At 64.1% G+C, this 26,248-nt stretch carries 30 protein-coding genes; 11 read left to right on the forward strand and 19 right to left on the reverse strand.

Annotated features, from left to right (window positions below; translation table 11 throughout):
- Window positions 1-260 precede the first annotated feature (260 nt).
- On the forward strand, window positions 261-950 hold the full coding sequence (locus tag QZ634_RS15295; RefSeq protein ID WP_291989807.1) for a 3'-5' exonuclease domain-containing protein 2: 690 nt from the start codon (window positions 261-263) through the stop codon (window positions 948-950).
- A 19-nt stretch (window positions 951-969) separates the two neighbouring features.
- Here QZ634_RS15295 and QZ634_RS15300 read toward each other — a convergent pair whose 3' ends face one another.
- The 5 genes from QZ634_RS15300 to QZ634_RS15320 all read right to left on the reverse strand — a co-directional run bounded on the left by QZ634_RS15300 (window position 970) and on the right by QZ634_RS15320 (window position 5,356).
- Entirely contained in the window at window positions 970-1,560 is a 591-nt protein-coding gene (locus tag QZ634_RS15300) for a 1-acyl-sn-glycerol-3-phosphate acyltransferase (RefSeq protein WP_291989809.1), read from the reverse strand.
- Window positions 1,561-1,739: 179 nt separating this feature from the next.
- Window positions 1,740-2,060, reverse strand: coding sequence for a multidrug efflux SMR transporter (locus tag QZ634_RS15305; protein ID WP_291989811.1), 321 nt, complete (start codon window positions 2,058-2,060; stop codon window positions 1,740-1,742).
- Window positions 2,061-2,071: 11 nt separating this feature from the next.
- Window positions 2,072-2,395, reverse strand: a complete 324-nt coding sequence (locus QZ634_RS15310) for a multidrug efflux SMR transporter (RefSeq protein WP_291989813.1) — start codon at window positions 2,393-2,395, stop codon at window positions 2,072-2,074.
- 13 nt (window positions 2,396-2,408) lie between these two features.
- Complete coding sequence (locus QZ634_RS15315; protein WP_291989815.1) at window positions 2,409-3,899, reverse strand: DUF3482 domain-containing protein; 1,491 nt, start codon at window positions 3,897-3,899, stop codon at window positions 2,409-2,411.
- Window positions 3,896-5,356: a DUF2868 domain-containing protein gene (locus QZ634_RS15320; protein WP_291989817.1), complete on the reverse strand. Its 1,461-nt coding sequence runs from the start codon at window positions 5,354-5,356 to the stop codon at window positions 3,896-3,898. The genes QZ634_RS15315 and QZ634_RS15320 overlap by 4 nt, the downstream gene beginning before the upstream one ends.
- A 302-nt stretch (window positions 5,357-5,658) precedes the next feature.
- Here QZ634_RS15320 and QZ634_RS15325 point away from each other — a divergent pair, with 302 nt between their 5' ends.
- A complete protein-coding gene (locus tag QZ634_RS15325) occupies window positions 5,659-6,057 on the forward strand; it encodes a hypothetical protein (RefSeq protein WP_291989819.1) in 399 nt (132 codons plus the stop codon).
- Window positions 6,058-6,141: 84 nt separating this feature from the next.
- On the opposite strand, the gene QZ634_RS15330 is transcribed toward QZ634_RS15325, so the two are convergent.
- The 8 genes from QZ634_RS15330 to QZ634_RS15365 form a co-directional block, all read right to left on the reverse strand.
- Window positions 6,142-7,077, reverse strand: a complete 936-nt coding sequence (locus QZ634_RS15330; protein WP_291989821.1) for a carbohydrate kinase family protein — start codon at window positions 7,075-7,077, stop codon at window positions 6,142-6,144.
- Window positions 7,078-7,147: 70 nt separating this feature from the next.
- Window positions 7,148-8,272, reverse strand: a complete 1,125-nt coding sequence (locus QZ634_RS15335) for a DUF3426 domain-containing protein (protein ID WP_291989823.1) — start codon at window positions 8,270-8,272, stop codon at window positions 7,148-7,150.
- A gap of 3 nt (window positions 8,273-8,275) precedes the next feature.
- The gene (gene prmA / locus QZ634_RS15340; protein WP_291989825.1) at window positions 8,276-9,166 is read right to left on the reverse strand and encodes a 50S ribosomal protein L11 methyltransferase; all 891 of its coding nucleotides are present in this window, start codon (window positions 9,164-9,166) and stop codon (window positions 8,276-8,278) included.
- 16 nt (window positions 9,167-9,182) lie between these two features.
- Complete coding sequence (accC, locus tag QZ634_RS15345; protein WP_291989828.1) at window positions 9,183-10,547, reverse strand: acetyl-CoA carboxylase biotin carboxylase subunit; 1,365 nt, start codon at window positions 10,545-10,547, stop codon at window positions 9,183-9,185.
- A gap of 15 nt (window positions 10,548-10,562) precedes the next feature.
- Window positions 10,563-11,018: an acetyl-CoA carboxylase biotin carboxyl carrier protein gene (accB, locus tag QZ634_RS15350; RefSeq protein WP_291989830.1), complete on the reverse strand. Its 456-nt coding sequence runs from the start codon at window positions 11,016-11,018 to the stop codon at window positions 10,563-10,565.
- 73 nt (window positions 11,019-11,091) lie between these two features.
- A complete protein-coding gene (aroQ, locus tag QZ634_RS15355) occupies window positions 11,092-11,583 on the reverse strand; it encodes a type II 3-dehydroquinate dehydratase (RefSeq protein ID WP_291989832.1) in 492 nt (163 codons plus the stop codon).
- Between the two features lie 47 nt (window positions 11,584-11,630).
- Complete coding sequence (locus QZ634_RS15360) at window positions 11,631-12,182, reverse strand: TlpA disulfide reductase family protein (RefSeq protein WP_291989833.1); 552 nt, start codon at window positions 12,180-12,182, stop codon at window positions 11,631-11,633.
- Entirely contained in the window at window positions 12,179-12,787 is a 609-nt protein-coding gene (locus QZ634_RS15365) for a hypothetical protein (protein ID WP_291989835.1), read from the reverse strand. The genes QZ634_RS15360 and QZ634_RS15365 overlap by 4 nt, the downstream gene beginning before the upstream one ends.
- Before the next feature lie 129 nt (window positions 12,788-12,916).
- Between QZ634_RS15365 and mpl the strand changes: the two genes are divergently transcribed.
- Window positions 12,917-14,275: a UDP-N-acetylmuramate:L-alanyl-gamma-D-glutamyl-meso-diaminopimelate ligase gene (gene mpl / locus QZ634_RS15370; RefSeq protein ID WP_291989838.1), complete on the forward strand. Its 1,359-nt coding sequence runs from the start codon at window positions 12,917-12,919 to the stop codon at window positions 14,273-14,275.
- A 4-nt stretch (window positions 14,276-14,279) separates the two neighbouring features.
- Here the strand turns inward: mpl and cyoE are convergent, their stop codons facing one another.
- From cyoE to QZ634_RS15385, 3 genes are all read right to left on the reverse strand, one after another.
- Complete coding sequence (gene cyoE / locus QZ634_RS15375; RefSeq protein ID WP_291989840.1) at window positions 14,280-15,176, reverse strand: heme o synthase; 897 nt, start codon at window positions 15,174-15,176, stop codon at window positions 14,280-14,282.
- A 194-nt stretch (window positions 15,177-15,370) separates the two neighbouring features.
- The gene (locus tag QZ634_RS15380; RefSeq protein ID WP_291989966.1) at window positions 15,371-15,721 is read right to left on the reverse strand and encodes a cytochrome c oxidase subunit II transmembrane domain-containing protein; all 351 of its coding nucleotides are present in this window, start codon (window positions 15,719-15,721) and stop codon (window positions 15,371-15,373) included.
- Between the two features lie 17 nt (window positions 15,722-15,738).
- On the reverse strand, window positions 15,739-16,227 hold the full coding sequence (locus tag QZ634_RS15385) for a DUF2244 domain-containing protein (RefSeq protein WP_291989842.1): 489 nt from the start codon (window positions 16,225-16,227) through the stop codon (window positions 15,739-15,741).
- Window positions 16,228-16,349: 122 nt separating this feature from the next.
- Here QZ634_RS15385 and QZ634_RS15390 point away from each other — a divergent pair, with 122 nt between their 5' ends.
- The 6 genes from QZ634_RS15390 to QZ634_RS15415 all read left to right on the forward strand — a co-directional run bounded on the left by QZ634_RS15390 (window position 16,350) and on the right by QZ634_RS15415 (window position 21,312).
- Window positions 16,350-16,514 (forward strand): hypothetical protein, encoded by a 165-nt coding sequence (locus QZ634_RS15390; RefSeq protein ID WP_291989845.1) that lies wholly within the window; start codon window positions 16,350-16,352, stop codon window positions 16,512-16,514.
- Between the two features lie 189 nt (window positions 16,515-16,703).
- The gene (gene coxB / locus QZ634_RS15395) at window positions 16,704-17,861 is read left to right on the forward strand and encodes a cytochrome c oxidase subunit II (protein ID WP_291989847.1); all 1,158 of its coding nucleotides are present in this window, start codon (window positions 16,704-16,706) and stop codon (window positions 17,859-17,861) included.
- A 31-nt stretch (window positions 17,862-17,892) separates the two neighbouring features.
- A complete protein-coding gene (gene ctaD, locus QZ634_RS15400) occupies window positions 17,893-19,503 on the forward strand; it encodes a cytochrome c oxidase subunit I (protein ID WP_291989849.1) in 1,611 nt (536 codons plus the stop codon).
- 109 nt (window positions 19,504-19,612) lie between these two features.
- Window positions 19,613-20,182, forward strand: coding sequence for a cytochrome c oxidase assembly protein (locus QZ634_RS15405; RefSeq protein ID WP_291989851.1), 570 nt, complete (start codon window positions 19,613-19,615; stop codon window positions 20,180-20,182).
- Window positions 20,183-20,185: 3 nt separating this feature from the next.
- Window positions 20,186-20,398: a DUF2970 domain-containing protein gene (locus QZ634_RS15410; protein WP_291989853.1), complete on the forward strand. Its 213-nt coding sequence runs from the start codon at window positions 20,186-20,188 to the stop codon at window positions 20,396-20,398.
- A gap of 59 nt (window positions 20,399-20,457) precedes the next feature.
- Window positions 20,458-21,312, forward strand: a complete 855-nt coding sequence (locus QZ634_RS15415; protein WP_291989855.1) for a cytochrome c oxidase subunit 3 — start codon at window positions 20,458-20,460, stop codon at window positions 21,310-21,312.
- Window positions 21,313-21,373: 61 nt separating this feature from the next.
- On the opposite strand, the gene QZ634_RS15420 is transcribed toward QZ634_RS15415, so the two are convergent.
- Window positions 21,374-21,574 (reverse strand): twin transmembrane helix small protein, encoded by a 201-nt coding sequence (locus QZ634_RS15420; RefSeq protein WP_291989856.1) that lies wholly within the window; start codon window positions 21,572-21,574, stop codon window positions 21,374-21,376.
- Between the two features lie 77 nt (window positions 21,575-21,651).
- On the opposite strand from QZ634_RS15420, the gene QZ634_RS15425 reads away from it, so the two are divergent.
- Both QZ634_RS15425 and QZ634_RS15430 read left to right on the forward strand, forming a co-directional pair.
- Window positions 21,652-22,350 carry an SURF1 family protein gene (locus QZ634_RS15425; protein WP_291989858.1) on the forward strand — a complete coding sequence of 233 codons (699 nt, stop codon included), beginning with the start codon at window positions 21,652-21,654 and terminating at the stop codon, window positions 22,348-22,350.
- Complete coding sequence (locus QZ634_RS15430; protein ID WP_291989860.1) at window positions 22,347-22,973, forward strand: hypothetical protein; 627 nt, start codon at window positions 22,347-22,349, stop codon at window positions 22,971-22,973. The genes QZ634_RS15425 and QZ634_RS15430 overlap by 4 nt, the downstream gene beginning before the upstream one ends.
- A 97-nt stretch (window positions 22,974-23,070) precedes the next feature.
- On the opposite strand, the gene QZ634_RS15435 is transcribed toward QZ634_RS15430, so the two are convergent.
- Window positions 23,071-24,405 (reverse strand): DUF1615 family protein, encoded by a 1,335-nt coding sequence (locus QZ634_RS15435; protein WP_291989862.1) that lies wholly within the window; start codon window positions 24,403-24,405, stop codon window positions 23,071-23,073.
- 1 nt (window position 24,406) lies between these two features.
- Window positions 24,407-26,203, reverse strand: coding sequence for a gamma-glutamyltransferase (gene ggt, locus QZ634_RS15440; protein WP_291989864.1), 1,797 nt, complete (start codon window positions 26,201-26,203; stop codon window positions 24,407-24,409).
- Window positions 26,204-26,248 lie beyond the last annotated feature (45 nt).

The following is a 26,248-nucleotide window of genomic DNA, read 5'->3' on the forward strand; positions in this document are numbered from 1 at the left end:
GGCACCTTGTCGGTGCCCATTTTGGCGTCTACGATTGGCGAGCGCTGTCGCGCCAAACCTCCAAGAGTTCACCCAGGGTGACCCTGGTGTTTCTCGGCGTGATGGCTCCTCCACCTTGACGGGAACTTCGTTCGTGGCGACGGCGAGCGGAGATTCAACCCTGCAGCGAACAACGGATTCGACGATAATCCCTGGCCTGACGCTTGCGCTTCTCGCGCCGGCGCAAACAGGTAGTTCTCTACAGCGAAGTGATGCAGCGAATGTCGAACACGACGCTTCCGCAGCGCCCGACCCGGGAAGATATAGCGCAGCTCCCGCCTTTCGCCGGCTTGCCCCTTGAGCGTATTCATTTGCTGAGGACAGCGGCGCAGTTCGAGGCCGCGCGCGCCGAAATCCTGCGTGCCGGTTTCATCGGTTTCGATACCGAGAGCAAGCCGACCTTTGCCAAGGGTGAGCTGACCAGCGGGCCGCACGTCGCCCAGTTCGCCCTGCGCGAGCAGGCCTTCGTCGTCCGCGTCCACGGCGCGGCGGCGTGCGAATTCATCAAGAGCGTCGTCGAATCAGACGCGGTGGTGAAGGTCGGCTTCGGGCTGAAGTCGGATCGGGCGGTACTGCTGAGCAAGCTTGGCGCCAGCATTCGGGCGATGATCGATCTTGCGGACGCGCTGCGCAGGAAGGGAATTCGCCAGACGGTTGGCGCGAAAGCCGCGGTGGCCATGGTCCTCGGACAGCGCCTGCAGAAGTCGCGCTCGGTGACGACGTCCAACTGGGCGCGCCCGACGCTGCTGCCGAACCAGCTCCTTTATGCGGCCAACGACGCCTACGCCGCTCTGGCCGTGTTCTATGCACTGGACCTGCACCTTGCACCCGTTGCCCCGGCTGAGCCTTCCGGCTCTGCCGAGCCGGTGGAGTCGGTGGAGCCGGTGGAGTCCGTCGAATCGCCCGATTGATGCGCGCTGCGCCAGCGCATCAATCGGCGTGGTACTGGCTGGCGTTCCTGCCTTTGAACGGCGCATAGAAAGCCTTGATGGCAGCGATGTCGGCCTCGACGTCGCCGGTCGGCACGAAAATTTCTCCCAGGCCACTGACCTTCTTCTCGTAATCCATGTAGGCGAGGACGATCGGCACCTGCGCACTGACGGCGATATGGTAGAAGCCGGTCTTCCATTGCCGCGTCTTGCTGCGTGTTCCTTCGGGCGGGACGATCAGTTGCACCGGGCCATCGGCGGCCTGGAGCGCGGCTGCCGACGCGGCGACCAGATTGTTGGCCGTTTCGCGCGCAACGGGGATGCCGCCGAGCCACATCATCAGGCCGCGAAACGGCGGCCTGAAAATCTGCGCCTTGCCCATCCAGTAGATATTCAGCCGCAGGGCGAAGGCGACCATCAGCGTATAGGGCAGGTCCCAGTTGCTGGTGTGCGGAGCGGCGATCAACACGCTCTTGCTCGCCGACGGCGGCAGAGTGCCCTCGATCTTCCAGCCGGTGATCTTCAGGAAGCTCACCGAGAAAGCGCGCAGCACGCTGTTGACGATCGGGGTGCCGAAAATGGTGCGGTGCATGGGTCTGCCTGTCAGTTGGCGCGCAGTACCGGTCGCCGGAAGGCAGGCCACCGCGTTTGAAACGGGAGGCGCATTATCGCCTGTCCTGGCCGCCGGTAGGCGTGCAATGAGTCGGTTGGCTGCGATCTGGGGCGTTCGCGACGGCCTTGTCGCGTGATTGCCTGAATGCGACGGCGCGGCTACGCCACCAGCTTCAGGCCGAGGATGCCGGCGACGATCAGGCCGATGCAGAAGAAACGGGCCAGCGTTGCCGCCTCCCCGAATACCGCGATGCCGAGCGCAAAGGTGCCGACGGCGCCGATCCCGGTCCATACCGCGTAGGCGGTGCCCATCGGAATGCTCAGTTGCGCGTAGAGCAGCAGCGCGCCGCTGGCGACGATGCACACGCCGGCAAAGGCGATCCATCCCCAGTGCGTGCCGCGCTCGCTGTGTCCGAGTTTGAGCCCCAGTGGCCAGCCACACTCGAAAAGGCCGGCGACGAGAAGCGCCATCCAGTCCATTGGGCCGGCGCCTACTTCGAGGCGATCTTGAGGCCGACGATGCCGGCGACGATCAGCGCAACGCAGAAGAAACGCTCGATCGTTGCTGCTTCGCCAAAGAGGAGGATGCCGAGAACGAAGGTACCGACGGCGCCGATGCCGGTCCACACGGCGTAGGCGGTGCCCATGGCAATTTGCCGCTGCGCGATCAGCAGCAGCGCGCCGCTGGCGCCCATGCTCAGTGCGGCGAAGGCCAGCCAGCCCCAATGGGCGCCACTCGGCGACCAGCCGAGCTTCAACCCGACCGGCCAGCCCCATTCGAAAACGCCGGCGACGAGCAGCGCGATCCACTCCATGCCCTGTTCTCGCTCAGCCCGGGGAAGCGGGATAGAGGTCGTCGAGCAGCTTGCGGGCGATCTCGGCGATCAGCGGCCTGGCGGCGCTGGCGACTCTGCCCGGGTCGATGTCGCTCGCCGCGACGCCCGTCTCGCGGCCGGCCCAGGCAGCCAGCAGCCTTGCCCTGCTCGCCGCGACGGCCGCGGTCACCAGCGGGGGCCAGAACGCCGGATATTCGGTTTCTCGCCACTCGCCGCGCCCGCGCCCGTAATGCGCGACGGCCAGGTAGCGCAACAGCGAGCTGACCACCAGTTCGCACAGGAAGCTGTCGTCCCAGCGCAAGGTGGTGCCGCGTCGACCGCGCGCCATATTGACGCCGCGGGCAATGCCGGCGCCGCCCAGCGCGCCGACGACGGCACCGGTGATCATCCCGGCGCCGAGCGTCAGGCCGGCATGCGCGATGTCGACGCCGAGGCCGGTCAATGCGCCGGATACCGCGCCGCCCATCAGCGCCGCCTTGCGCTCATTGACCGGGGCTTCGACGCTCACCGTCAGCGCGATACGCCGCAGCAGCTCTTCGCTGGCGTGGCCTTCGAGTTCGTGAATGGCGATCAAACGATCGAGCCCCGCCTGCAGATCGCTGTCGACGCGCAAAGCGAGCGCCTGCAGGGCGCGCGCCTTGTCGTCCCTGGCCGCGTCGTCGCCAGCCGCCGCGTTGCGGCCAACGCCGAGCGCGCGCTTGAGGTCGCGCAGCGTTCCTGTCAGCCGCGTTTCGGGCAAGGTTTCGAGATCCAGCGCGGCGCGCGCCAGCGTTTCTGCCAACACCGCCATCGACGCGTCGAACTGTGCCTCACGGCGCGCCTGCCAGGCGCCGACCAGGCGTGCGTAGGCTTCCCCGCGTTGTGCCGGCAACATCGTGCCGACTTCGTGCAGGAGGGTGATCTCCTGCACCCAGCAGCGTGCAAAAGCGTCCAGCGGGAGCACCGAGTGGACGATTGGATAGCCGCCGAGGAGGCTTCGCCAGCGGTCGTGTTCGGCGGCTTCCTCGGCGGGCGGTCGCGAACGGCCGGTCTGGTTGAGGAGGACGATGACCGGTTTGCCGATCCACTCGAGAACGGCAAGCTCGGGTTCGAGGTAACCGGCGTCAGCCGGTTCCTCCGAGGCATTGACCAGGTAGAGCACCACGTCGGCCTGGTCGCGGACGTTGGCCACCGCCTGCTGGGTAAACCACATCGAGCGATCACGAAAGCGATCCCAGACCTGCCCGACGAACCAGCCGATGGGGTTGCCCTGCTGGCGCAGGCGCTTGGCAAGTCGGGCGCTGTCGCCAAACCCGGGGGTGTCCCAGAGCGTCAATTCGTCGCCTTCGGGCGTGCCGATCAGCGAGTAGGCGTTGACGTCGACGGTGACGTGCGGTGCATCGCGTACCTCGCCGACGTCGCAGCCGAGCAGCGTCCGCGCCAGCGTTGTCTTGCCGGCGTTGGTATGCGAAATCAGCGACAGGGAGATGCGATCTGCGCTCATGCCGAGCCCTCCAGACGACGTTCGATCTCGTCCTGCGCCGCGTTCAGATCGGCTTGGGCGAGATCCAGGAAAACCGGGGTGAGCCCGAGTTCGGCGAGATCGGCGAGTTCGCTGCGCCAGGCGGCCCGGCGCTGTTCGATACGTCGTGGATCGGGGTCGAAACGGGCGCGCCACGGCGCTTCATCGACCAGCACGAGGACCGGCCCGCCATTTCCCATGGCGCGCACGGCACGAACGAAGGCGCCCTGTGTTTCGCGCTCCGGGGTGGCCAGCAGACTGAACAGCGCGACGCTCGGGCCGTGGCCCTCGGGGTGCCCGCCTGCCGGTAGCGTCTCTTCTCCGCCATAGCTCACCGGCGTCGCCCAGGTGAGCTGCGCGTTGTCGCCGAAGACCCGCCTGAGCAGCCGCTGCAGCCCGGTCGTCGTTGCCGGCGCCGGGTGATAGCTGTAGGGGATGACGGTCAGCTGAGCGGGTCCGGCCAGGTAGCCGTGCAGCAGGCGCTGGAAATAGGGGTCGCCAAGGTCGCCGAGCAGGCGTGTGCGGCGATGGCGTTCAAGCAGGCCGCTGGCAATACCGAGAACGCTGCGCGGCACGATGACGACGATGAACAGCGTGGCGGCGAGAAGATGCAACCACGGCGCCGCGTTTTCCGTCGCCGGCAGGACGCCGAAGCGGATCGCGGCGAGTCGGTCAACGTCGGGCAGGAGCGAACCGGTGAGCCACAGCGCCGGTGCCAGCAGCACGCTCAGCAGGTGGTGCACCGTTTCGGCGTCGAGGAAGGTACTTTCCCATCCGGCGCGATATTCGAAGGCGAGTCCGCGCAGATAAAGCCCGCTCAGGATGCCGGCGGCAAACAGCGCGGCAGCGAAGTGCAGCAGGCGTGCGACGCGTGCGGCGTAGAGCGGCGCGGCGATCTGACTCCAGTCACCCAGCAGCCGGGGCAGCACGGCAGACGGCATGGCGACGCCGCGTTGGCGCAGCCGGCGACTGCTGCCGGCCAAGCCGGCGACCAACGCGCGGCGCACGGGGCCCGCTTGACGGGCTGGTTTGCCACCGCGGCGCAGGCTATTGACGAGTAGCAAAAGGTAGACCGCGACGTTCCAGGCCAGCAGGCCGAGCACCGGTGGCGCCAGCAGGTTGATGTTCTGGCCCGATCCGATGCGATCGATGAGCACACCGGCGGCAAAGGAGAGCACCATCACCAGGGCAGCGATCCAGCCACGCCACAGCAGACCGTCTACGACGCGAACGAAGCCGGGGTCACGCGGCCGCAAGCGATCGAGCGCAAATTGCGCGCGGCAGGCGATGAAGTCGGCGGCTCTGGCCCCTTCGCCGACGGCCTCCGCCGCCGCCTGGCTGGACCACGAACGGTCCTCGTCGGTCCAGCTTCTCCTGTCCCCGTCGACGGTCTCGACGGCGCGCACTGCGGTGGTCAGCAGGGCGTCGCGTTCATTCATCGTCGGGCGATATGAGGGAGGGATGGCGGGCCGCAATGAGCGGGGAGTGGTCGGGGGTAGGCATGCGCACCGCGCAGAGTTTCTCTGGCCCGGTCAGCGCTGTCAAGCGCGGGAAACCAGTACGGGAAAGCCGCGGCCGCCTGCCCGCTCGCGCGCAGTGGCTGGCGTCGTTGGCAAAGCGCCGGGTCGGTGCAAGCGCTTTTGCGCGGCAAGGTACGGCCGGACTTGCCGGCAAATCTTGTCGTTTTCGTGAAACCTGTCATGCTCTTTCCCGTCTTCTTTTCACGATTCGAGGTTTACGCGTGCCAGTTCATCGCCCGCTCATCGTCAGCATCGCCATTCTGCCGATCGTCCTCGCCGGCTGCGCGCTCTTCGAGCAGCGGCCGCCGTCGGTTGTTGCCGCCCCGCAACCAGGTATCACCAGCGAGCGCGGGCAACTGCAGATTCCCCTCGGCAGCGGGGTCTACTTCTGTGAGCTCGGGCGCAGCGTCATGGTCCGGCGCAATGAGAAAAACACGCGGATGATCGAGCTGGACTGGCAGGGCAAGCGCCGTACCTTGCTGCGCTACGACTCGAGCTCGGGCCTGCCTCGCTACGAGGATCGGCAGAATGGTCTGCTGTGGATCGATCTGCCCTGGAAGAGCGTCTTGATGAACGCCAGGACCGGCCAGCCGCTGGCCAACGAGTGCAAGCTGAGTTAGGCCGGCCGCTGGCTTGCCGGGGTGGGCGATCCGGCCGCAGCGGGTCGCGGCGCTGAAATCACATGCCCCGTCGCTGCCGTCGGCTTACCAGGGGCGACTGCCAAAAGCGCTGGCGAAATGATCGGCGATCTCGTTGCGTGTCGGGCGATGGTTCTGTCCACCACGATGGGCGATCTTGATCGCCCCCATCACGGCGGCAAGCTGACCCGTTTTCTGCCAGTCCCAGCCGGCGTCAATACCGTAGAGCAGCCCTGAGCGGTAGGCATCCCCGCAACCGGTGGGATCGACGACGGTAGTGGCCTGGACAGCGGGGATTTCGTGGCAACGGCCGTTGGCGTAGATGCGCGAGCCTTCGCCGCCGAGGGTCACGATCAGCGCGTCGACCTCGTCGGCCAGTCGTTCGATCGATCGATCGGTGCGGTCACAGAGCAGCTTCGCCTCGTAATCGTTGAAACAGGCGTAGCTGGCCAGTTTCATGAAGCCCATCAGGTCCTCGCCGGAGAACATCGGCAGCCCCTGGCCGGGATCGAAAACGAAGGGGACGCCAGCTGCCGCGAGGTCCTGCGCGTGCTGCAGCATGCCGTCGCGTCCGTCCGGCGCGACGATCCCGAGGGTTGCTCCAGGCACATCGGCGACGTGATTGAGGTGCGAGTAGGTCATCGCACCGGGGTGGAAGGCGGTGATCTGGTTGTCGTCGAGGTCGGTGGTGATGAAAGCCTGGGCGGTGAAGCTGCCGGCAATGCGGCGCACGTGCGCCCGCGACAAGCCAAGATCGTCCAGGCGCAGCAGATAGGGATCGGCGTCGTCGCCGACCGTGGCCATGATCAGGGGTTCGCCATTGAGCAGCTTGAGGTTGTAGGCGATGTTGCCGGCGCAGCCACCGAACTCGCGACGCATCTCGGGAACCAGGAACGCGACATTGAGGATGTGAATCTGCTCGGGCAGGATGTGATTCTTGAAGCGATCATGGAAGACCATGATGTTATCGAAGGCGATTGAGCCGCAAATGAGTGTCGACATTGACTTTCCGGGGAGTTACATCGGGATGAGGGAAGGATGGGCAAATGGGCAAGGCTTACGGGTACAAGGCTTACGGGTAAAAGACGTAGAGCCGGTAGCCGGCGGCCTTGACCTCGCTGGCGTCCAGCCACAGGCGAACTTCGACGTCGGCGTTGGCGGCGAACGATTTCTCGGCAAGCTGTGCCGGCGCGAGGTACTCGTCGGCCATGAAAACGCGGCGCACGATGGGCTTGTCGGCGCTGTCGGTGAGCGTCAGTTCGATCGCCGGGTACGCCTGCGCATAGCTGGCCCGGTTGCGCAGGGTAGCCTGGAGCATGAGCTGCTTGTTTCGTCCCGGTTCGCTCTGTAGATCCGAGGCTTCGATGCTGACCAGATCGACGTGACGCGGCAGCGGGATGTCGGTGCCCAAAGCGGCGCTCAGCGCGGCCAGCGCCGGTCGCGTGCTGGGCGTGGTGAGAGCGATCACCCCGCGGAAGTGAAAGATGGTCTGGCCGATCAGGGTCAGGACCAGGAGGACGATGACGATCACGAACGGGGCGGCCAGCGCCTTGCCGGCGACCGGCGGCGCGGGCTGGCTGATGGCGCCTTCCAGCCAGCGATCGTAACCCGGCAGGTCCTTGTTTTCACGAGGCAGGAGCCCGTGTTCGGCGTCGCGGATGGCGTCGATTTCCGTGCCGTTCGCCAGCCGCCCGGTGGCCATTGGCGGCGAATCGGTTGGCGGGCTGACGCGCGCGCTTTCCGCAAGGCTTTCGGGAGCGGCCTCGGGAATCGTTTGGCCGGTACTGTCGGCGACAGTGTCCAGGGTGTAGGTAGCAAAGAAAGGCTCGGCGCGACCGGAAGGCTCGGCGTCTGCGGGTGCGGGTTCGTCGTCCTCCCCGCTCCCGGTCTCGGCGGCGTCGATTTCTTCGCGCAGCAGCGCGGCGACGGCGGGCGCCGCCTCGTCCGCGCGGTCCGACGGCGGCCGTGTTTCCGCTTGCAGCGGGGTTTCCGCGTGGAGTGGCGTTGCCGACTCGAGCGGGACATCCGGCGCCGTCGCTGGCGGCGCACCGACGACCGGTTCGGCGTCGTCGAGCAGGCTGTCGAGAGCGTTGAACACCCGTCGGCACTGCCCGCAACGGACTTTTCCGGCACGCGCCTTGAGTTGCTCCGGGGTTACGCGAAAAATCGTCTGGCAGCCCGGGCAGCAGGTTTTCATCGGCTAGTCCTTCACGCCGGCGAGGCATACCCAGCCATCGCGCGTGTCGGCAACGCGCAGCGGCAGGTAGGGCGCATAAGCAGCGACAAGCTGCTCGCTCTGCTCGGCGAGGATCCCCGACAGCGCCAGGCGACCGCCGCGACGTACGTGGCCACAGATCGCTGGTGCGAGAACCTTCAGCGGGTTGGCCAGGATGTTGGCGACGACGATGTCGAACTGCCCCTTCACTTCGCGTTCCGAGTCCTGGAAGCGGACGGCGACGCCGTTGCGTTCGGCGTTGCTGAGCGACGCGGCCACCGCCTGTGGGTCGATGTCCACTCCCAGTACGTCGCTGGCCCCGAGTCTGGCCGCGGCAATGGCCAGGATGCCCGAACCGCAACCGTAGTCGAGGACCGAGCTTGCCGGCGCAATGCAGTGTTCGAGCCACTCCAGGCACAATCGGGTCGTGGGGTGAGAACCGGTGCCGAAGGCCATGCCGGGATCGAGGACCAGAACGATGGCCTGCGGATCGGGCGCGTCGTGCCACGATGGAACGATCCACAAACGCTCCGAGACGCGAATCGGTTCGAACTGCGCCTGGGTGACTTGCACCCAGTCCTGCTCGGCGATCTCTTCCTCGGCAAAGGCAGGTGCCTCGTCGAGGCCCGCTCGCGCCGCACAGAGGCTGACCAGTAGCGCGCTATCGGTGTCTGGCTTGAGCAGGGCGACCACGCGCGAGCGCTCCCAGCCCGGGCGGGTCATCGATCCGGGCTCGCCAAATTGCGGCGTCTCGTCGGCGGTGCCGGCGTCGGCATCCTCGATGCTCGCTGCCAGCGCCCCTTCTTCAAGGAGCGCATCGGCCAGGGCCTCAGCGTGCAGGCAGTCGGTTTGGATACTGAGGGATAGCCAGGCCATCGCTGATCGGCGCCGCTCAGGCGCCCTTTTTGAGCTCGTTCTTGGCGGCCAGCCGCTGTTCGAGATAGTGAATGCTGGTGCCACCTTCCATGAAGCGGGCATCATGCATCAGTTCCTGATGAAGTGCGATGTTGGTCTTGATGCCTTCGATACTCATTTCCGACAGTGCGGTGCGCATGCGGCGAATCGCTTGATCGCGAGTGTCACCGTAGGAAATCACCTTGGCGACCATCGAATCGTAATGTGACGGCACGGTGTAGCCCTGATAGATATGTGAGTCCACGCGGATGCCGGGTCCGCCGGGGGGGTGGTAGAAGGTGATCTTGCCGGGCGAAGGAACAAAGGTGAACGGGTCTTCGGCGTTGATTCGGCATTCGATGGCGTGGCCGTGGAAAGCCAGATCCCGCTGTTTGAAGCGCAGTCGCTCGCCGTCGGCAATACGGATCTGCTCGGCGACCAGATCGACGCCACTGATCAGTTCGGTGACCGGATGTTCGACCTGAATGCGCGTGTTCATCTCGATGAAATAGAACTCGCCATTCTCGTAGAGGAATTCGAAGGTTCCCGCACCGCGATAGTTGATGCGTCGACAGGCTTCGGCACAACGCTCGCCTATGCGCGCGATGTGGCGGACGGCAATTCCCGGAGCAGGAGCCTCCTCGATTATTTTTTGGTGACGGCGCTGCATCGAGCAATCACGCTCGCCGAGAAAGACCGCATTGCGGAAACTGTCGGCGAGCACCTGGATCTCGACGTGGCGCGGGTTCTCCAGGTACTTTTCGAGATAAACCTGTGGATTGCCGAAGAAATTCTGCGCTTCGGTACGGGTCATGGTCACCGCGTTGGCCAGCGCCGCTTCGGTGTGCACGACGCGCATGCCGCGCCCGCCACCGCCACCCGCCGCCTTGATGATGACCGGGTAGCCGACTTCCTTGGCCAGGCGCAGGATTTCCCTGGGGTCTTCGGGCAGCACTCCCAGCGACCCGGGGACGCAGGGAACCCCGGCGGCGCGCATGGCCTCCTTGGCAGAGACCTTGTCGCCCATCAGGCGGATAGTCTCCGGACGGGGGCCGATGAAAACGAAGCCTGAAGACTCCACCCGCTCGGCAAAGTCCGCGTTCTCGGAGAGGAAGCCATAGCCGGGGTGAATGGCTTCGGAATCCGTGACTTCGGCCGCCGAAATGATCGACGGGATGTTGAGGTAGCTCAGCGCCGAAGGCGGCGGACCGATGCAGACCGATTCATCCGCGAGTTTGACGTACTTGGCTTCGCGATCGGCTTCCGAGTGAACGACCACTGTCTTGATGCCGAGTTCGCGACAGGCACGCTGGATACGAAGGGCGATTTCGCCGCGATTGGCGATAAGGACTTTCCCGAACATGACGGAAGATTCTCCCTAGCCGATGACGAATAGCGGCTCGCCGTATTCGACTGGCTCGCCATTCTCGACCAGAATGGCCATCACCGTACCCGCGTGATCGGCTTCGATCTCGTTGAGCAATTTCATTGCCTCAATGATGCATAGCGTGTCGCCGGCTTTGACGACGCTGCCCAGCCGGACGAAGGGATCGCCGCCTGGACTGGCGGAGTGGTAAAAAGTGCCGACCATCGGCGCCTTGACGATGTCGCCGTCCGGCAGTTGCGGTTCGTCGGACGCCGTGACGGTGACGGTTGCCGGCGCGGCGGCCATCATCTGGGTCGGCGTGGCCATGGTCATGGCGTAGGCTTGATGGGCCATGGCACCACCATGTTTCACGATGCGAACCCTTTCTTCGGCGTCATTGATCTCGAGTTCGGTGATACTCGACTCCTCGACGAGATCAATCAGTTTCTTTAACTTGCGCAGATCCATTAATTCTCTCCGGATGAACATACTCGTTCGCGGCCAGGGGCCACGGGCGCCAGACAACGTATTGCTCGAAGGCTCACTCAGCTGAAACCTTGCTCAGTAGGTATTCGAGCGCCAGCAGATAACCCTCGCTGCCAAGGCCGGTGATGACGCCAATCGCCAGATCGGAAAAGTACGAATGGTGGCGGAAAGCTTCGCGCGCGTGCACATTGGAGAGGTGGACTTCGATAAAGGGAATGCCGGTTCCTGCAATCGCGTCGCGCAGGGCGACGCTGGTGTGCGTGTAGGCCGCTGGATTGACGATCATGTAGCTGACGCCTTGTCGGCCGGCGGCGTGCACACGTTCGATCAGTGCGCCTTCGTGATTGCTCTGGAACGACTCCAGGTTGACGCCGGCAGTCTCGGCGCGCTTGGCCAGGGCCAAATTGATCTCGGCGAGAGTGGTCGAGCCGTAGTGCTTGGGTTCACGCGTGCCGAGGAGATTGAGATTGGGCCCGTGCAGGACGAGCAGGTGCGGACTTGGCGGCTCTTTGTCGGTTTCCGTGGTGTGGGTCTTTTGCTTCTCCATGGCTGCAAGTTTGCCGCAAATGGGCGCATTTTGTCCAGCAACAGTCTTCAGTGGGCAGTCAACTTGCGCAGGAAATCGTCGAGTTCGTTTTCCGACAAGGGCCCCAGTCGAAGGAGACGTCCGGCACCGTACCGATCGAGAACGATGGTGTAGGGCAGACTGAGCGACGAATTGCCGAACTGGCCTGCCAGTTCAACACCTTTGGCGCCACCCATCAACAGCGGGTAGGCGACCGGATGGCGTTCGGAAAAGTCTCGCACGCTGTCGGCGGAATCCAGCGCGATGCCGACAAATTGCACCCCGTTAGCCGCATATGCCCGCTGTAATCGCGAAAAAGCCGGCATTTCCTGTCGACAGGGGGGGCACCAGGTGGCCCAGAAATTGACCACCAGCGTCTTGCCGCGCCATTGCGAAAGCGGCTGCGGCAGACCGTTCTCGTCGTCGAGCGTGCTGGCGAACAGGTGCGCGACGGTGTCGGCCGGGACAGCTGCAAAAGCCCGCTGGACGGTGCTGGAGTGCTGCGTTGCGTTGTAGATGGCTGCCAGTAAGGCGACGAAAGCGGCAAGAAGCCCAATCAGGAATCCGCGCCCTCTGCTCATGGTGCGGGTCTGCCGTTGCCGGCCAGTAGTTTCTGCACCGCCGCCAGACGCGCGCGCTCGCGAACCCGGCCGTCGCGTGTCTTGAAGCTCACGCGCTCGTCGTCGCGTGGGTAGACCACCAGGTTGGCGACCGCGTCGTCAATGAGCAGGGTCAGCACTGCTTCTGCGCGATCGGTACGCGGCGGGCTGTGGCGGTAGCTGATGCGTTCGTTGAGGAGGAAGATTTCAACGTCCTTGGCGCTGTCGGCGAAGAGCTGAATGTCGATCTCGGCGTAACGGCCGGCAGTGCCGTCAAGCACCGAACCGCTGAGGTAGGGGTTGAAGCGCTGCACGGTGGTCATCAGCCGCGCGGCGATGCCCAGCAGGTGCAGGCGCCTCGCCTGCTGTTCGTCTTCCTGGAAGAGGCGCTGGTAGGTTCGCAGTTCGGCCTCGACTTCGGCATCGTCGGGCATCGCGGCGCTGTCCGGCAAGCCGAGGCTGCGCGCCGCCTTGCGTTTGGCCAACGCCGCCGAGTTGATGCCATCTTCGGCCATCAGCCGTGCTGCGAGGCTGGCGATGCGGCTGCGCTGCTGTGGGGGGCGCTGGCGATCCTGTCGGCTGCTCATCAAAGCTTTCCGGTGGTGCTTGGTAGTGTCGAAGGGCAAGCTGGGTAGTCCGGGCAGGCCAGGAAGGCAGGCCTCCGGGAGGGGTACAATCGCGTCTTCCGCGCAGCAATTCTAACTTGGATCGGCTAAATGCATATTCATATCCTCGGCATCTGTGGCACCTTCATGGGGGGGCTTGCCCAGCTGGCGCGTGCCGCCGGGCACCGCGTAACCGGCTGCGACAGCAGCGTTTACCCGCCGATGAGCAGGCAGCTCGAAGCGGCGCAGATCGAACTCGTCGAAGGCTACGATGCGGCACAAATCGCTTTCGAACCCGATTGCTACCTGGTTGGCAACGCCATTTCCCGCACCAATCCGCTGCTCGAGGAGATCCTCGACCGTGGCTTGCCCTACGTCTCCGGGCCGCAATGGTTGGCCGAGCACGTGCTGCATGGACGCTGGGTACTGGCCGTCGCCGGGACGCACGGCAAGACCACCACCGCCGCCATGCTGGCGTGGATTCTCGAGCATGCCGGCCTGAGTCCCGGCTTCCTGATCGGGGGGGTGCCGCTGAACTTCGGCGTTTCGGCACGGTTGTCCGGCGACGACAGCGACTCGCCGTTCTTCGTGATCGAAGCCGACGAATACGATAGCGCCTTTTGCGACAAGCGATCCAAGTTCATTCACTACTCCCCGCGGACGACGATCCTGAACAACCTCGAGTTCGATCATGCCGACATCTTCGCTGATCTGGCGGCGATCGAGACGCAGTTTCACCATCTGGTGCGTACTCTGCCGGGCAATGGCCTGCTCCTGGCGAATGCCGCCGAGGCCAGTCTGGAGCGCGTCCTGGCGCGCGGCTGCTGGACCCCGGTCGAACGCTTCAACGATCCGCAAGGCTGGCGTGTCGAGGGCGACGACGCAGACGGGTCACTGCAGTTGTGGCAGGGCGAGCAACTGATTGGTCGCACGCAATGGGCGCTGAGCGGCGCGCACAACCGGCTCAACGCGCTGGCCGCCCTGCTGGCGGCCAGACATGTCGGGGTGTCTTTCGCTCAGGGCCTGGCGGCGCTGGCGGCGTTCGAGAATGTCAAACGACGCATGGAACTGCGCGGTACTGTCCGCGGTGTCGAGGTCTACGACGATTTTGCGCACCATCCGACGGCGATCGCGACCACTCTCGCCGGTTTGCGGCACAAGGTCGGCCGGGCGCGCATCCTGGCCGTTCTCGAACCGCGTTCGAACACCATGAAGCTGGGAATCATGAAGGCACTGCTGCCAGGCAGCCTGGCCGACGCCGACGAGGTCTTCTGCTACGCGGCGAATCTTGGCTGGAACGTTGCGGAGGCGCTCGTTCCGCTAGGCGAAAAAGCGATCGTCGAGAACGATCTGGAGCAGTTGGTGGGGCGGATTGCGGGCGCCGCAAGCGCCGGCGACCAGATTCTCGTGATGAGCAACGGCGGGTTTGGCGGCATTCACGAGAAGCTGCTGGCCGCGCTCGCGGCCTGACCGGTCAGCGCAGGAAATGATCGGCGAGCAGCGCCGCGAAGAGCAAGGTCAGATAGATGATCGAATAGCGAAACGTCAGCCTGGCCAGCTTGTCGCTGTAGTCCCGCCAGAGGGTGACGCTGTAGAGGAGGAAGATGCCGTCGAGAATCAGCGCTGCCGCCAGATACCAGGGACCACTCATGCCGAGCGTGTAGGGCAGGATGGTTGCGCCGGTGAGCATCACCACGTAGAGCAGGCTGTGCAGGCAGGTCAGGCGGATGCCGTGGGTGACCGGCAGCATAGGCAGGCCCGACTTGGCGTACTCGGCGCAGCGGTAACAAGCCAGGGCCCAGAAGTGCGGTGGCGTCCAGATGAAGATGATCAGAAACAGGACCAGCGCTTCGGCGCCGACCTGGCCGGTGATCGCCGCCCAGCCGAGTAGCGGGGGCATGGCGCCGGAGGCGCCGCCGATGACGATGTTCATCGGCGTCGCCGGTTTCAGCACCACGGTGTATATCACCGCATAGCCGAAAAAGGTGGCCAGCGTCAGCCACATGGTGAGTGGATTGACGAAGGCGTGCAGAATCCACAATCCCAGGCCGCCGACCACGGTGGCCAGGGTCAGCGTTTCGCGTGCCGAAACTTCGCCCCGCGCGGTCGGTCGGGCACGCGTTCGCGCCATGCGAGCATCGATTTCCTGCTCGATCAGGCAGTTGATTGCCGCTGCCGCGCCAGCGACCAGGGCGATGCCGACCGAGGCGGCGACAAAAAGCCCGAACGGCGGGAACGATGGCGCCGCCAGAAACATGCCGATCATCGCGGTGAACACGATCAGGCTGTTGACCCGCGGCTTGCACAACTCGAAAAATGCCCCCAGGCGCTGCCCGGGCGAACGTCGGGAGCTGGTGCTGATCACTGCCATATCGCTTTCCTGTCGCTTCTTGGTTTCATCGTCTCAACCCCTGCTTCCGCGCAAGCTGGTAACTTCCGAGGATTTCTGAATAAGCGCACGCCGCAGCGCTGGCGAATGATGCCATCCCCGCGGGAATCAGTCACCTGCACGCGCGATGTGGTCTTTGATTGACGACGATCATTTTTTCGAAGCTGCGCGGTGGGTCAGCCGGCAAAGTGGAGGCTGATCAGGATGTAGTCGACGAAAAGCAAGATGGCGAACGGCACCATCGCCCACAGCCACTGCACCGTTCCGGTCGGCCCAGAAAACGTGCTCGCCTGATTGCCGCCGCCCTTCCGGTGCTTGGCCATCGAGTAGATGGTGATCGCAAAAATCATCACGAAGAGCACGGTAAGCATGACCAGAACATAGCCGTGCATGGCTAGCGGTTCATGGCCCACAGCAGCGGCGAAAGCGGTGTCGGCAGTCGACTCGGCGCGCGCCAGCGCGGGCGTCGCTGCCGCGAACAGGCCCGACCATAAGACGTTCGTGCGTTGACAGAAACGATGAAGCATTTTCAAAAACGCTCTCCTCAGAGAGTTTTCTCGGGCCGAGCGGCGCCCAGGTTCTTCTTCAGCTCGTTGCCGAGCGCCCACTTCTGTTCTTCCGTCAGCCAGCGGCCGACTTCGACCTCCTTGCCATGCGAGCGGATCAGCAGGCGGCGCTGCTGTCCCGGAGTCCGATCAAACTGCAGCTGCGCCCAGTACGGATGAAAGGCATGGCGTTGCCACAGCGCGCCGCAGCGTGTCTCTATCGTCAAGCGTTCAGATTCAAGGGTGATCCTCTCGAAATCGTCGGCGCTCGCGTCGATTTGCCGTAGAGCCCACCACAGCAGACCAAGCTCGAGTCCGGTAAATGGAAGTACCGGCCAGGCGCCGAAATACGAGAAAGTGATTGCGATGGCGCCCGACCAGATAGCAGTGACACGGAACAACCACTTACGTTCGACCACGGACAGCGAGCAGTCCCGGCGGGCCTCCCAAGTTTGCGCTGCCGGTGTCTGTGCCGCAACCAGGCTCATCGATTCCTCCCGCATGCTCAGACCCCGCGAGCGGCTCGGCTGGGCTTGACACAAATCAAGGCATCTATCGCGAAATTCTAACACGGGGCCCGGCGCGCATGGCAAGGCAGACAGGCAACTGCATGATTACACGTGCCTTCGTCTGGCGTTGCGCCGCCTCGCCGCGGCTTCGTCTGCGCATTCTGCGCAATCTGCGCATTCTCCGCGTTGCTCTCGGCGGGGTCTCCGGTCGAGCCAGGGGTCAGTCTCAGGGTGCGGAATGGGCCGTGGTGACGCAGACGCGGTGACTGGCGCCGCCATTTTTTTTCGGTTGAACATTGATCCACATCAAGTGGAGTGTGTTAACCTCCGCGGTTGGTGAAAAACTGGAACGGAGCCCGCGCGGGCTCTTTTTGGCACGTTTTCGAGAACGTCAGGGGCTGGCGCCGATGTTCTGCCGCAGGGCAGGCGCGGAACCTTGCGGGGAAAGGGAGAAGATGGCACGAAACTCAAACAGCAATCGTCTACGAAGCGCTTCTAGCGGACGCTTCATTGCCGGATTGCTCGGCTTGTTCAGCGGCGCTGCGAACGCAGCCTGGGAACTCAATCTGCAGGAACCCGTCACCGCTGTCGCGCGCCGCGTCTACGAGCTGCACAGTCTTTTGTTGTGGGTGATCGTCGTCATTTTTGTCGGCGTTTTTGCAGTCGTTGCCTACTCTTTCGTTTATCACCGCAAGTCGAAGGGTCACAAGGCGGCGACTTTCCACGACAACACCACCGTGGAACTGGCCTGGACGATCGTGCCGGCGCTGATCCTGGTGGCGATAGCCTTTCCGGCGACGTCGGCCCTGGTCGACATGCGCGACACCTCGGAGCCCGATCTGACGGTCAAGGTCACTGGCTATCAGTGGAAATGGGGCTACGAATACCTCACTGGCGACGCAGCCGGCGTCAAGTACATGAGCGTGCTGTCGACGCCGCGCGAGCAGATCGAAAACAAGGCCCCCAAGGGCGAGCACTACCTGCTGGAAGTCGATCGCCCGCTGGTGGTGCCGGTCGGCAAGAAAGTGCGCATTCTGACGACGGCCAACGACGTGATTCACAACTGGTCGGTGCCGGCATTCGCCGTCAAGACCGATGCCGTGCCCGGCTTCCTGCGCGACACCTGGTTCCGGGCCGAGAAGGAAGGCACCTACCGCGGCCAGTGTTCCGAGCTTTGCGGCAAGGACCACGGCTTCATGCCGGTGGTCGTCGAGGTCGTTTCCGCGGAAAAGTACGCGGCCTGGGCTGGCGAGCAGAAGCAGCAGATGGCTGCGGTTGCCGAGGATCCGAACAAGGTCTGGACGCTTGACGAACAGCTGGCCCTTGGTGAGAAGGTTTACACCACCAACTGTGCCGCCTGCCACCAGGCGAACGGCGAGGGATTGCCGCCGGCGTTCCCGGCGCTCGACGGCTCGGCCGTTGCCAAGGGGCCACTAGCTGCGCATGTCGAGATGGTTCTCAAGGGCAAGGCCGGTACGGCCATGGCCGCCTTTGGAGAACAGTTGAGGGACACCGAGATCGCCGCCGTTGTCGCTTACGAGCGCAACGCATGGAGCAACAAGCTCGGTGAAGTCATCCAGCCCGCCGAAGTCAAGGCGCTTCGCGGCAAGTAATCGCGCCACAGGCCATCAGGAGAATCTGATTATGCAAGCCACGTCACACACCGGTTACGCCGGCCACCACGACCACGATAGCCACGGGCACCCGACAGGTTGGAAGCGCTGGGTGACCACCACCAACCACAAGGACATCGGTTCGATGTACCTGTGGTTCAGTTTCGTGATGTTCCTCGTTGGCGGCGCGATGTCGCTGATCATCCGCGCCGAGCTCTTTACGCCCGGGCTGCAGTACGTGTCGCCCGAGTTCTACAACCAGATGCTGACGCTGCACGCGCTGATCATGGTCTTCGGTGCGATCATGCCGGCCTTCGTCGGCTTCGCCAACTGGATGATCCCGATGATGATCGGGGCTTCGGACATGGCCTTCGCACGCATGAACAACTGGAGTTTCTGGTTGTTGCCGCCGGCCGCCATTCTGTTGACCGCCTCGATCTTCGTTCCCGGCGGCGCCGCCGGTACCGGCTGGACCCTGTACCCGCCCCTGTCGATCCAGATGGGCATGGGCATGGACATGGCCATTTTCGCGGTGCACATCCTCGGCATGTCGTCGATCATGGGTTCGATCAACATCGTTACCACCATCCTCAACATGCGCACCCCCGGCATGACGCTGATGAAGATGCCGCTGTTCTGCTGGACCTGGCTGGTCACGGCCTTTCTGCTGATCGCCTCGATGCCCATTTTGGCAGGTGCGGTGACCATGCTGCTGACCGACCGCCACTTCGGCACCAGCTTCTTCAGCGCTGCCGGTGGCGGTGATCCGGTGCTCTTCCAGCATATCTTCTGGTTCTTTGGCCATCCGGAGGTGTACATCATCGCCTTGCCGGCCTTTGGCGTCGTTTCGCACGTGATCCCGGCTTTCTCGCGCAAGCCGCTGTTCGGCTACGTCTCGATGGTCTACGCGATTGCCGCGATCGGACTGATTTCGTTCTTCGTCTGGGCGCACCACATGTACGTCACCGGCATCCCGCTCACCGGCCAGCTCTACTTCATGTACGCGACGATGCTGATCGCGGTGCCGACCGGGGTGAAGGTGTTCAACTGGGTCACCACCATGTGGCGCGGCTCGCTGACCTTTGAGACGCCAATGCTGTTTGCGATAGGTTTCCTGGTGTTGTTCACCATCGGCGGCCTGACCGGACTGGTGCTGGCGATGACCGCGGTGGACATCCAGTTGCAGGACACCTATTACGTCGTCGCCCACTTCCACTACGTGATGGTCGCGGGTGCGCTCTTCTCCGCCTACGCCGGCCTGTACTTCTGGCTGCCGAAGTGGACCGGCCACATGTACAACGAAACCCTCGGCAAGTGGCACTTCTGGCTGTCGATGATCTTCTTCAACATCGCCTTCTTCCCGCAGCACTTTCTCGGCCTGGCCGGGATGCCGCGACGGATTCCGGACTACGCCCAGCAGTTCGCCGACTTCAACGTGATTTCCGGCATCGGCGCCTTCGGCTTCGGCTTCAGCCAGTTGCTGGTCCTGGTTGTCGTCATCCAGGCAGTCAAGGGCGGTGCCCGCGCGGCCAGCCGCCCGTGGGACGGGGCGCACGGGCTGGAATGGACCGTGCCGTCGCCGGCGCCGTACCATACCTTCGAAGATCCGCCGCCTTTCAACCAGGCCGAGGCGCACGGATGACTCGTGACCCGTCACGAAATCAGAGCAACCGGCGTATCGCGATCGGCCTGGGTCTGTTCGCGGCCGCCGTTTTTCTCAGCTTCATCATCCGGCAGTGGCTGGGCAACACGTGAATCCTGCTCTTCATCCGCCAGCGACGGAGACTGCCCAGTCGCCGTCGCGGTCCGGGAAGAACCGGCGCCTGGTGCTGATCCTGCTGGCGATAGTGGTTGGGAGCCTGCTCTTCGTGTCGGTGCAGCCGGGCCTGTACCGGGCTTTCTGCGAGTGGACCGGGCTGTATGATATCGACCGCGCGCAAGAAATCTCGGCGTCGGCAATTCCGGGCCGTCCGGTGACCTTGCAGTTCGACGCCAACAGTCATGACGGGGCGCTGCTTTTTCGTCCCCAGACGCCTATTCTGCCGGCCAAGACCGGCGATATCGTGCACGTCGTGTATCGGGTCGAAAACACGCGGGACCATACGGTCATTGGTCAGGCGGTGCCCAGTTACGGGCCGCAGTATGCGGGTAACTACGTGAAGAAGCTGGATTGCTTTTGCTTCAAGCAGCAGACTTTTGCGCCGCGCGAAGTGCGTGAAATGCCGGTCGTCTTCTTCCTGGATACCAGGCTGCCCGAAGAGGTCAATACGGTCACGCTTTCATATACGTTTTTCGAGGTGCCGGTGGAAAGCCGGAAGTGAGCAATGTCGCCATCCGATACGCAGACCGGGAAAGGCCGACGCCTCAGCACCATTCGCACGGTTGCCTGGGCTCTGCTGGGAATACGCGGACACAAGCCGCACGAGCACGACGTAGCACCCTTGTCGCCGTTGCAGATTTTGATCACTGCATTGGTTTTCATGCTGATCTTTGTGCTCGTGCTGGTGAGCGTCGCAATTTACATCAGCCGTCAGTGATCGGACGCATCAACGAAGTAACCGGGTAACAACGATAATATGATCTGGAGGAAGTCAAGATGAGTCACCCCGCATCCGCAAGCCGCTATTTTGTTCCCCAGCCGTCGTACTGGCCGCTGGTGGGCTCGTGCGCATTGCTCCTGCTGGCTAGCGGCGCCGTGCTGATGATGAATTCGGTGGCCAACGGCGGTTTCGTTGTGCTGGCGGGCTTTGCCGTCCTGACGACCATGCTCTTCGGCTGGTTTGGGCGGGTGATCGGCGAATCGGAGGGCCAGCGTTACAACCTGCAGGTCGATCGTTCGTTTCGCTGGGCAATGGCCTGGTTCATTTTCTCCGAGGTGATGTTCTTCGTCGCCTTTTTCGGTGCGCTTTTCTATATTCGCGTACTGTCGATTCCCGACCTGGCGAGTCCGGCGCAGGCCGCGCTGTGGGAAGGCTTCCAGAATTCGTGGCCAAGTGCGGGTCCCGGGGCGACCGATCCCTTCTCGAAGATGCACGCCTGGGGAATTCCGGCGATCAATACGCTGCTTTTGCTGACTTCCGGTGCCACGCTGACGTGGGCGCACTGGGGGCTGGTTGCGGAGAAGCGCTCGCAGCTGATTATCGGGCTGGTGCTGACCATCGCGCTGGGTGTGCTCTTTCTTGGCTTGCAGGTCTTCGAGTACGCCGAAGCCTACGGGCACATGAATCTGAAGATGACCACCGGCGTTTACGGGTCGACCTTCTTCATGCTCACCGGCTTCCACGGTTTCCACGTCACTCTCGGAGTGACGATGCTGACGGTGATTCTGTTCCGAGTACTGAAGGGCCACTTCACTGCCGAGCGTCATTTCGCCTTCGAAGGGGTTGCCTGGTACTGGCACTTCGTTGACGTCGTCTGGCTCGGTCTGTTCATCGTCATCTACTGGCTGTAGAAGCGGGATTGCGGATTGCAGGGATCGCGGCGCACACATGGTGCGCCGCTGCACCCGCAAGTCACATCAGGCGCTCGCCAACCCAACCAAATCGCTGCGAGGCGATGAGCAGCGCGAACAGCGCAAACGACAGACCGACGCGCAGGGAGAGTGCCTTGACCGCACGGGTCTTCCCCTGGCCCTGGTCGCGGTAGATGAACACCAGGGCACTGCCAAGACTGGCGACAATCGTAATCAGCATCAGCGCAACGATGATGTGCATCGCATTTCCTCCAGAAAGCTCGCAGTCTACCGGACTAGCGACCTCATAGGACCCCGGGCTGGGCCAAGCGTTCTCCAATGCCGATTTTCCCGTTCAAGCGTCGTATCGTACGCCTGCTGCTGGTCAGCCTGGTGGTTCTCGCCTGCCTGGCCATGGCGCGCTTCCAGCTCTGGCGCGCTGAAACCCGCGGTGAGCGCTTCGAACGCGAGCAGGCCGCGCTGATCGCGGCGCCAATCGCCTTGTCGGCGCGGCAGCGAGACGGCGACGAGCTGATCGATAGAGCAGCGACGGCGCGCGGCCATTGGCTGGCGGACAAGGTGCTGTTTCTGGACAACAAGATCAATCGTAGCCGACCGGGCTATCATGTCCTGACGCCCTTGCAGTTGTCGGGCAGCGACACCGTCGTGCTCGTCAATCGAGGCTGGATAGCCGCGCCGCGGCTGCGTTCCGATATTCCGTCCGTGGTGACGCCGGCCGGCGAGATCGAAGTCGTCGGGGTGACCCGCGGCTTCGAAACGCGGATTTTCGAGCTCCAGCGAAGCGAGCCCGAAGGGCCCCTCTGGCAACACGTGCGCGAAGCCGATTACCGTCAGCGCAGCGGTCTCGACGCCCTGCCGGTGATCCTCCTGCAAACGGGCGGAGAAGGCGATGGCCTGGCCCGTGACTGGGGCAGTGCGGATAATCCCGGGACGAAACACTATGGCTACGCGGCCATGTGGCTGGTTTTCGCTCTCATGGCCGTAGCCTACGGCTTCTTTGCATGGCAGGATAAATGAATACACCGCAACAGACGATAGAGCCGCTCGAAGGCGCTTCCCCTCCCACCCTCACCCCCGCGGGCATGCGCGCCCGCCAGCGCAAGGGTCGATTGACGTTGCTCGCCGTCATTGCGGTATGTGTGCTGCCTCTTCTCGCCGCCCTGTACTTTCGCTTCGTTTCGCCCCCCGAGGCTGCGGCGATGGTCGGTCAGCCGCTGGCAGAGCCGGTGCAGCTGCCTTTCGAGATGCTGCAGCGCTGGGACGGCGCGGTCGTCGAGCATCCGGAAGTCAGCGGCAGGTGGCTGGCGATTTTCGCGGCCCCTGGCGCTTGCGATGAACGCTGTCAACACACGCTCTACCTGACCCGCCAGGCGCGGACGGCGCAGGGGCGCAATATGGCGCGCCTGGAACGGCTCTGGCTGATTACCGATGGCACGGCACCGGCGACCGAGCTGCTCGCGGCACACCCGGATCTGGTGCTCGTCAAGGCCAGCGATGAGAAGCTCTTCGCGCTTCTCGGGGGAGCTGACGCGCGCAAGATCAATCTCGTAGACCGGCGGGGTTTCCTCGTCTTTCGCTACCCGGACGACGCCGAGCCTAAGGGCTTCATCCGCGAACTCGGAAAACTGATCAAGTTCTGAGTAATTGCTCCGAGTGCACATGGGGTGGCTTGCTTCCCGGCCGGGAGGCTGCCTGCCGAAGTGAGCCGGGCCGCGCGTGGCCGCTTGGCGGTTTGAGTCAGCTCTCGTCCTTGCTTCGTTCGAGACAGCTTCGGTAGCGGTCGTCGACTCGCCTCGCGAACCACTCGGTGGTCAGCTGGCGAGTGATCTTCGGACTTTTCAGTTCGATGCGGGGGAGCAATTCGCGCGGCCAGTTTTCCTGGCGCGTCGCGTCGGCAGTCGTGAATAAGCGGCGATAGAGCGTCGACTGCTCAAAGGCGAAGCTTTTCTCGAGTTTGAGATCGCGCTCGATCTCGGCCGCGCTGAGTTGCAGGCGTGGTCCCAGGGCGAGTAGCGCGCGCAGGGTGTCGCTGGATTCGCCGGCGGGCCTGCCATCCTTGTAGCGCAAGAGGTCGCCGTCGAGGGTCAGCCGCTGCCCGCCAAGGCCGGCGGCGGCGTTCTGGAAGGCAGCGTTACGGCTGCTGTAGCGACCGGCGTTGAAGTCGGCAAAGCGGTAGATCATCTGGCTGTAACTGGTCGGGTAGTCGAGCAGGATGGCTACCCCGAAATAGACGCCGCCGCGGCGGGTGAACACCTCGTCCCGGACGCTGCCCTGGCGTGGGTAGGGGTAGGGCCGGTTCCGCAGGTGCTCCTCTGCAAAGTCGACGCTGACCTGCATCGGGCCCCCGGTGCGCACCGGGTTGTAGCCGGCGAACAGTGTCTTGCCGCCGGGAAGCTCCGAGATCATGTCGTCGTAAAGGGTGTTCATCTGCTTTTCGGTGCGCAGGGCGTCGATGCGTGCCTTGTAAGTGCTGCCATCCGGTGATGACTTGCGCACCGCCAGGTCGAGTACGAGTTGCGGGATGGCGTATTTCTCGCGCCGCCGTTCGAGTTCCTTCCAGACGATTCGGGCCAGGCCAGGAACCGGTGGATCGGCCTGGAAGCTCGATTCCTGCGCGATGACCGACACCGCTGCGCAGAGATTCTCGGGTGTTGGCGGAATGCGCAGCGCTGCGAAAGCGGCAAAGATATCCGTCGCCCAGCCGGCGCGATCAGCGATCTGCCGGGGCAGCAGGCGGCCGACCCGCGCCTGGCCTTCGAGGTTGCCAGGGTACGGTGTTCGCGCTGGCAGCGTAACCGGTGCCGCCGGCGAAGGAGTCGGCGGCACCTTGCCTGCGGAGGGCGCTGGCGAGGGTGGTTGCGCTTCGTGTGGCACGGGGGCTGGTCGCGATTCGTAGCCGCCGTCAGTCGCGCAGCCGGCGAGGGCGGCTGCGATCAACACCAGGCATGCCGGTGTGTAGAGGGTTTGCGGATCTTCCCGGCGGCCGCGATCGGGAACCAGGCCTCGGCTGCCAGGTCCGGCGCGACAGGCGACCGCCAGGCGGGCGGCGCGTGCGAGAACCAGGACCCTCACCCTACTCGCCCATCACCCGGCCCTCACGGCGCGGATCGGCGCCGCCGAGGTAAGCGCCCCGCCGTTTCTGAATCGCCTGCAGACCACTGCTCAATCCGATCTCCCGGACCGTGTGGCCTCTGGCCTGAAGGGCGGTGACAAAGTCGGGCGAAAAACGCTGCTCCTCGAGCAGGGTCGGACCGTTAAGCGAGCCAAAGTTGGGCAGGTTGATGGCCTCCTGTGGGGTCAGGCCCCAATTGAGCGTCGCGTAAAGCAGCTTGGCAGTGTAGTGGATGATCATCGCTCCACCCGGCGAGCCGCCAGTCATCAGCAGCTCGCCGCTGTCGTTGTCGAATACCAGCGTCGGGCTCATCGACGAGCGGGGCCGTTTGCCCGGCTCGACGCGGTTGGCGATCGGCGTGCCGCTGCTGTCGCTGGGCAGGAACGAAAAATCGGTGAGTTCGTTGTTGAGCAGGAAGCCGCGCACCATCTGGCGCGCACCAAAGGCGTCCTCGATGCTGCTGGTCATCGCCACGGCGTTGCCGTAGGCGTCCACGACGCTGATATGCGAAGTACCGTACTCGACCTGCTCGGGCATCGGTGCAAGAGTCGCCTTGAGCGCCGTCGGGGTGCCCGCCTTGGCGACCTGCATGCTCTGCGGACCGATCAGCCGCGCCCTTTCGGCCAGGTAGTCCGGCCGGATCAGCGACGCCCAGCTGCCCGCCGGTGCGGCAACGAAGTCCGGGTCGGCAATATACTGGGCCCGATCGGCGAACGCCAGGCGTGCCGCTTCAGTGTAATAGTGCATCCACAGGGGATCTTCGAAGCGCAGGAAGGGGGCGCGTGTGCGGTCGAGAATACCGAGAATCTGGGCGATCGCGATCTCCCCTGAACTGGGTGGCGGAAAGCCACATATGCGGTAACTGCGCGGCGGCAACACCGCCCGCGGTTCGTAGGTGGAGCACAGCGGCGCGCGCCGCTTCGCCTGGTAGCCGGCCATGTCGGCCAGGCTCAGGTGGCCCGGGTTGTCCGGGTGCTGGCGCACCCGGTCGACAACCGCCTGCGCGACCTCGCCTTCGTAAAACGCCTTCGAGCCTTCGCTGGCGATCCGGCGCAGGACAGCCGCCAGCTCGTTATTGCGCAGGATCGTGCCCACCGGGTGCGGCTCGCCATCGCGGTCGTAGAAGTAGGGCCCTGCCTTGGGATCCTTGCGCAGATCCCGCTCGCTCCTGAGCAGCGTGTACAGGCGAAAGCTGAGCGGGAAGCCATCCTCGGCGAGGCTTATCGCCGGCGCGAAGAGACGTGCCCAGGGTAGCCGCCCGTACTCGGCGTGCGCCATTTCAAGCATCCGCACGGTACCCGGAACGCCGACCGCGCGGCCGCCCACCACTGCCTCGCGAAAGGCCATCGGTTTACCGTCGGCGCGAATGAACAGCGTTTCGCTGACTCCTGCCGGTGCCGTCTCGCGGCCATCGAAAGCGGTGATTTCACGACCATCGTAGTGCATCAGGAAAGCACCGCCGCCGATGCCACTCGACTGCGGTTCGACCAGCGTCAGGACCATCTGCGCGGCAATTGCCGCATCGACTGCCGAGCCGCCGGCCTGCAGAATCTCCAGTCCCGCGTCACTGGCCAGCGGATGTGCGGCGGCAATCGCGAAGTACTGCCCGCTCCAGCCGGACTGCGCGGTCGGCGCTGAGGTCCCTTCCGGTTGATGCACTCCGCTAGCGGAGGCGCTGCTCGTGTGCGCTGTCGTTGGGACGTGTGAACAGCCGGCAGCGAGCAAGGCCGAGAGCAGAACCAAATAGGCAGGCTTCATGGTGGCATCCGGGTGGACAGAACAGCACTTTGTCTCATTGAAGGC

Origin of the sequence: Candidatus Accumulibacter sp. ACC007 (genome assembly GCF_907163205.1) — a bacterium.
GTDB lineage: Bacteria > Pseudomonadota > Gammaproteobacteria > Burkholderiales > Rhodocyclaceae > Accumulibacter > Accumulibacter regalis.

Coding starts and splice junctions, on each gene's coding strand:
- QZ634_RS15330 (WP_291989821.1), bottom strand. CDS start 7,077: ATGTCGACACTCATTTGCGGCTCAATCGCCTTCGATAACATCATGGTC.
- QZ634_RS15365 (WP_291989835.1), bottom strand. CDS start 12,787: ATGAGCAGCCGACAGGATCGCCAGCGCCCCCCACAGCAGCGCAGCCGC.
- ctaD (WP_291989849.1), top strand. CDS start 17,893: ATGCAAGCCACGTCACACACCGGTTACGCCGGCCACCACGACCACGAT.
- QZ634_RS15420 (WP_291989856.1), bottom strand. CDS start 21,574: ATGCACATCATCGTTGCGCTGATGCTGATTACGATTGTCGCCAGTCTT.
- QZ634_RS15310 (WP_291989813.1), bottom strand. CDS start 2,395: ATGGAGTGGATCGCGCTGCTCGTCGCCGGCGTTTTCGAATGGGGCTGG.
- cyoE (WP_291989840.1), bottom strand. CDS start 15,176: ATGGCAGTGATCAGCACCAGCTCCCGACGTTCGCCCGGGCAGCGCCTG.
- QZ634_RS15410 (WP_291989853.1), top strand. CDS start 20,186: ATGTCGCCATCCGATACGCAGACCGGGAAAGGCCGACGCCTCAGCACC.
- QZ634_RS15360 (WP_291989833.1), bottom strand. CDS start 12,182: ATGAGCAGAGGGCGCGGATTCCTGATTGGGCTTCTTGCCGCTTTCGTC.
- mpl (WP_291989838.1), top strand. CDS start 12,917: ATGCATATTCATATCCTCGGCATCTGTGGCACCTTCATGGGGGGGCTT.
- QZ634_RS15335 (WP_291989823.1), bottom strand. CDS start 8,272: ATGAAAACCTGCTGCCCGGGCTGCCAGACGATTTTTCGCGTAACCCCG.
- QZ634_RS15385 (WP_291989842.1), bottom strand. CDS start 16,227: ATGAGCCTGGTTGCGGCACAGACACCGGCAGCGCAAACTTGGGAGGCC.
- QZ634_RS15415 (WP_291989855.1), top strand. CDS start 20,458: ATGAGTCACCCCGCATCCGCAAGCCGCTATTTTGTTCCCCAGCCGTCG.
- QZ634_RS15315 (WP_291989815.1), bottom strand. CDS start 3,899: ATGAGCGCAGATCGCATCTCCCTGTCGCTGATTTCGCATACCAACGCC.
- QZ634_RS15430 (WP_291989860.1), top strand. CDS start 22,347: ATGAATACACCGCAACAGACGATAGAGCCGCTCGAAGGCGCTTCCCCT.
- QZ634_RS15425 (WP_291989858.1), top strand. CDS start 21,652: ATGCCGATTTTCCCGTTCAAGCGTCGTATCGTACGCCTGCTGCTGGTC.
- accC (WP_291989828.1), bottom strand. CDS start 10,547: ATGTTCGGGAAAGTCCTTATCGCCAATCGCGGCGAAATCGCCCTTCGT.
- QZ634_RS15300 (WP_291989809.1), bottom strand. CDS start 1,560: ATGCACCGCACCATTTTCGGCACCCCGATCGTCAACAGCGTGCTGCGC.
- aroQ (WP_291989832.1), bottom strand. CDS start 11,583: ATGGAGAAGCAAAAGACCCACACCACGGAAACCGACAAAGAGCCGCCA.
- QZ634_RS15295 (WP_291989807.1), top strand. CDS start 261: ATGTCGAACACGACGCTTCCGCAGCGCCCGACCCGGGAAGATATAGCG.
- prmA (WP_291989825.1), bottom strand. CDS start 9,166: ATGGCCTGGCTATCCCTCAGTATCCAAACCGACTGCCTGCACGCTGAG.
- QZ634_RS15390 (WP_291989845.1), top strand. CDS start 16,350: ATGATTACACGTGCCTTCGTCTGGCGTTGCGCCGCCTCGCCGCGGCTT.
- QZ634_RS15380 (WP_291989966.1), bottom strand. CDS start 15,721: ATGCTTCATCGTTTCTGTCAACGCACGAACGTCTTATGGTCGGGCCTG.
- accB (WP_291989830.1), bottom strand. CDS start 11,018: ATGGATCTGCGCAAGTTAAAGAAACTGATTGATCTCGTCGAGGAGTCG.
- coxB (WP_291989847.1), top strand. CDS start 16,704: ATGGCACGAAACTCAAACAGCAATCGTCTACGAAGCGCTTCTAGCGGA.
- QZ634_RS15305 (WP_291989811.1), bottom strand. CDS start 2,060: ATGGACTGGATGGCGCTTCTCGTCGCCGGCCTTTTCGAGTGTGGCTGG.
- QZ634_RS15320 (WP_291989817.1), bottom strand. CDS start 5,356: ATGAATGAACGCGACGCCCTGCTGACCACCGCAGTGCGCGCCGTCGAG.
- ggt (WP_291989864.1), bottom strand. CDS start 26,203: ATGAAGCCTGCCTATTTGGTTCTGCTCTCGGCCTTGCTCGCTGCCGGC.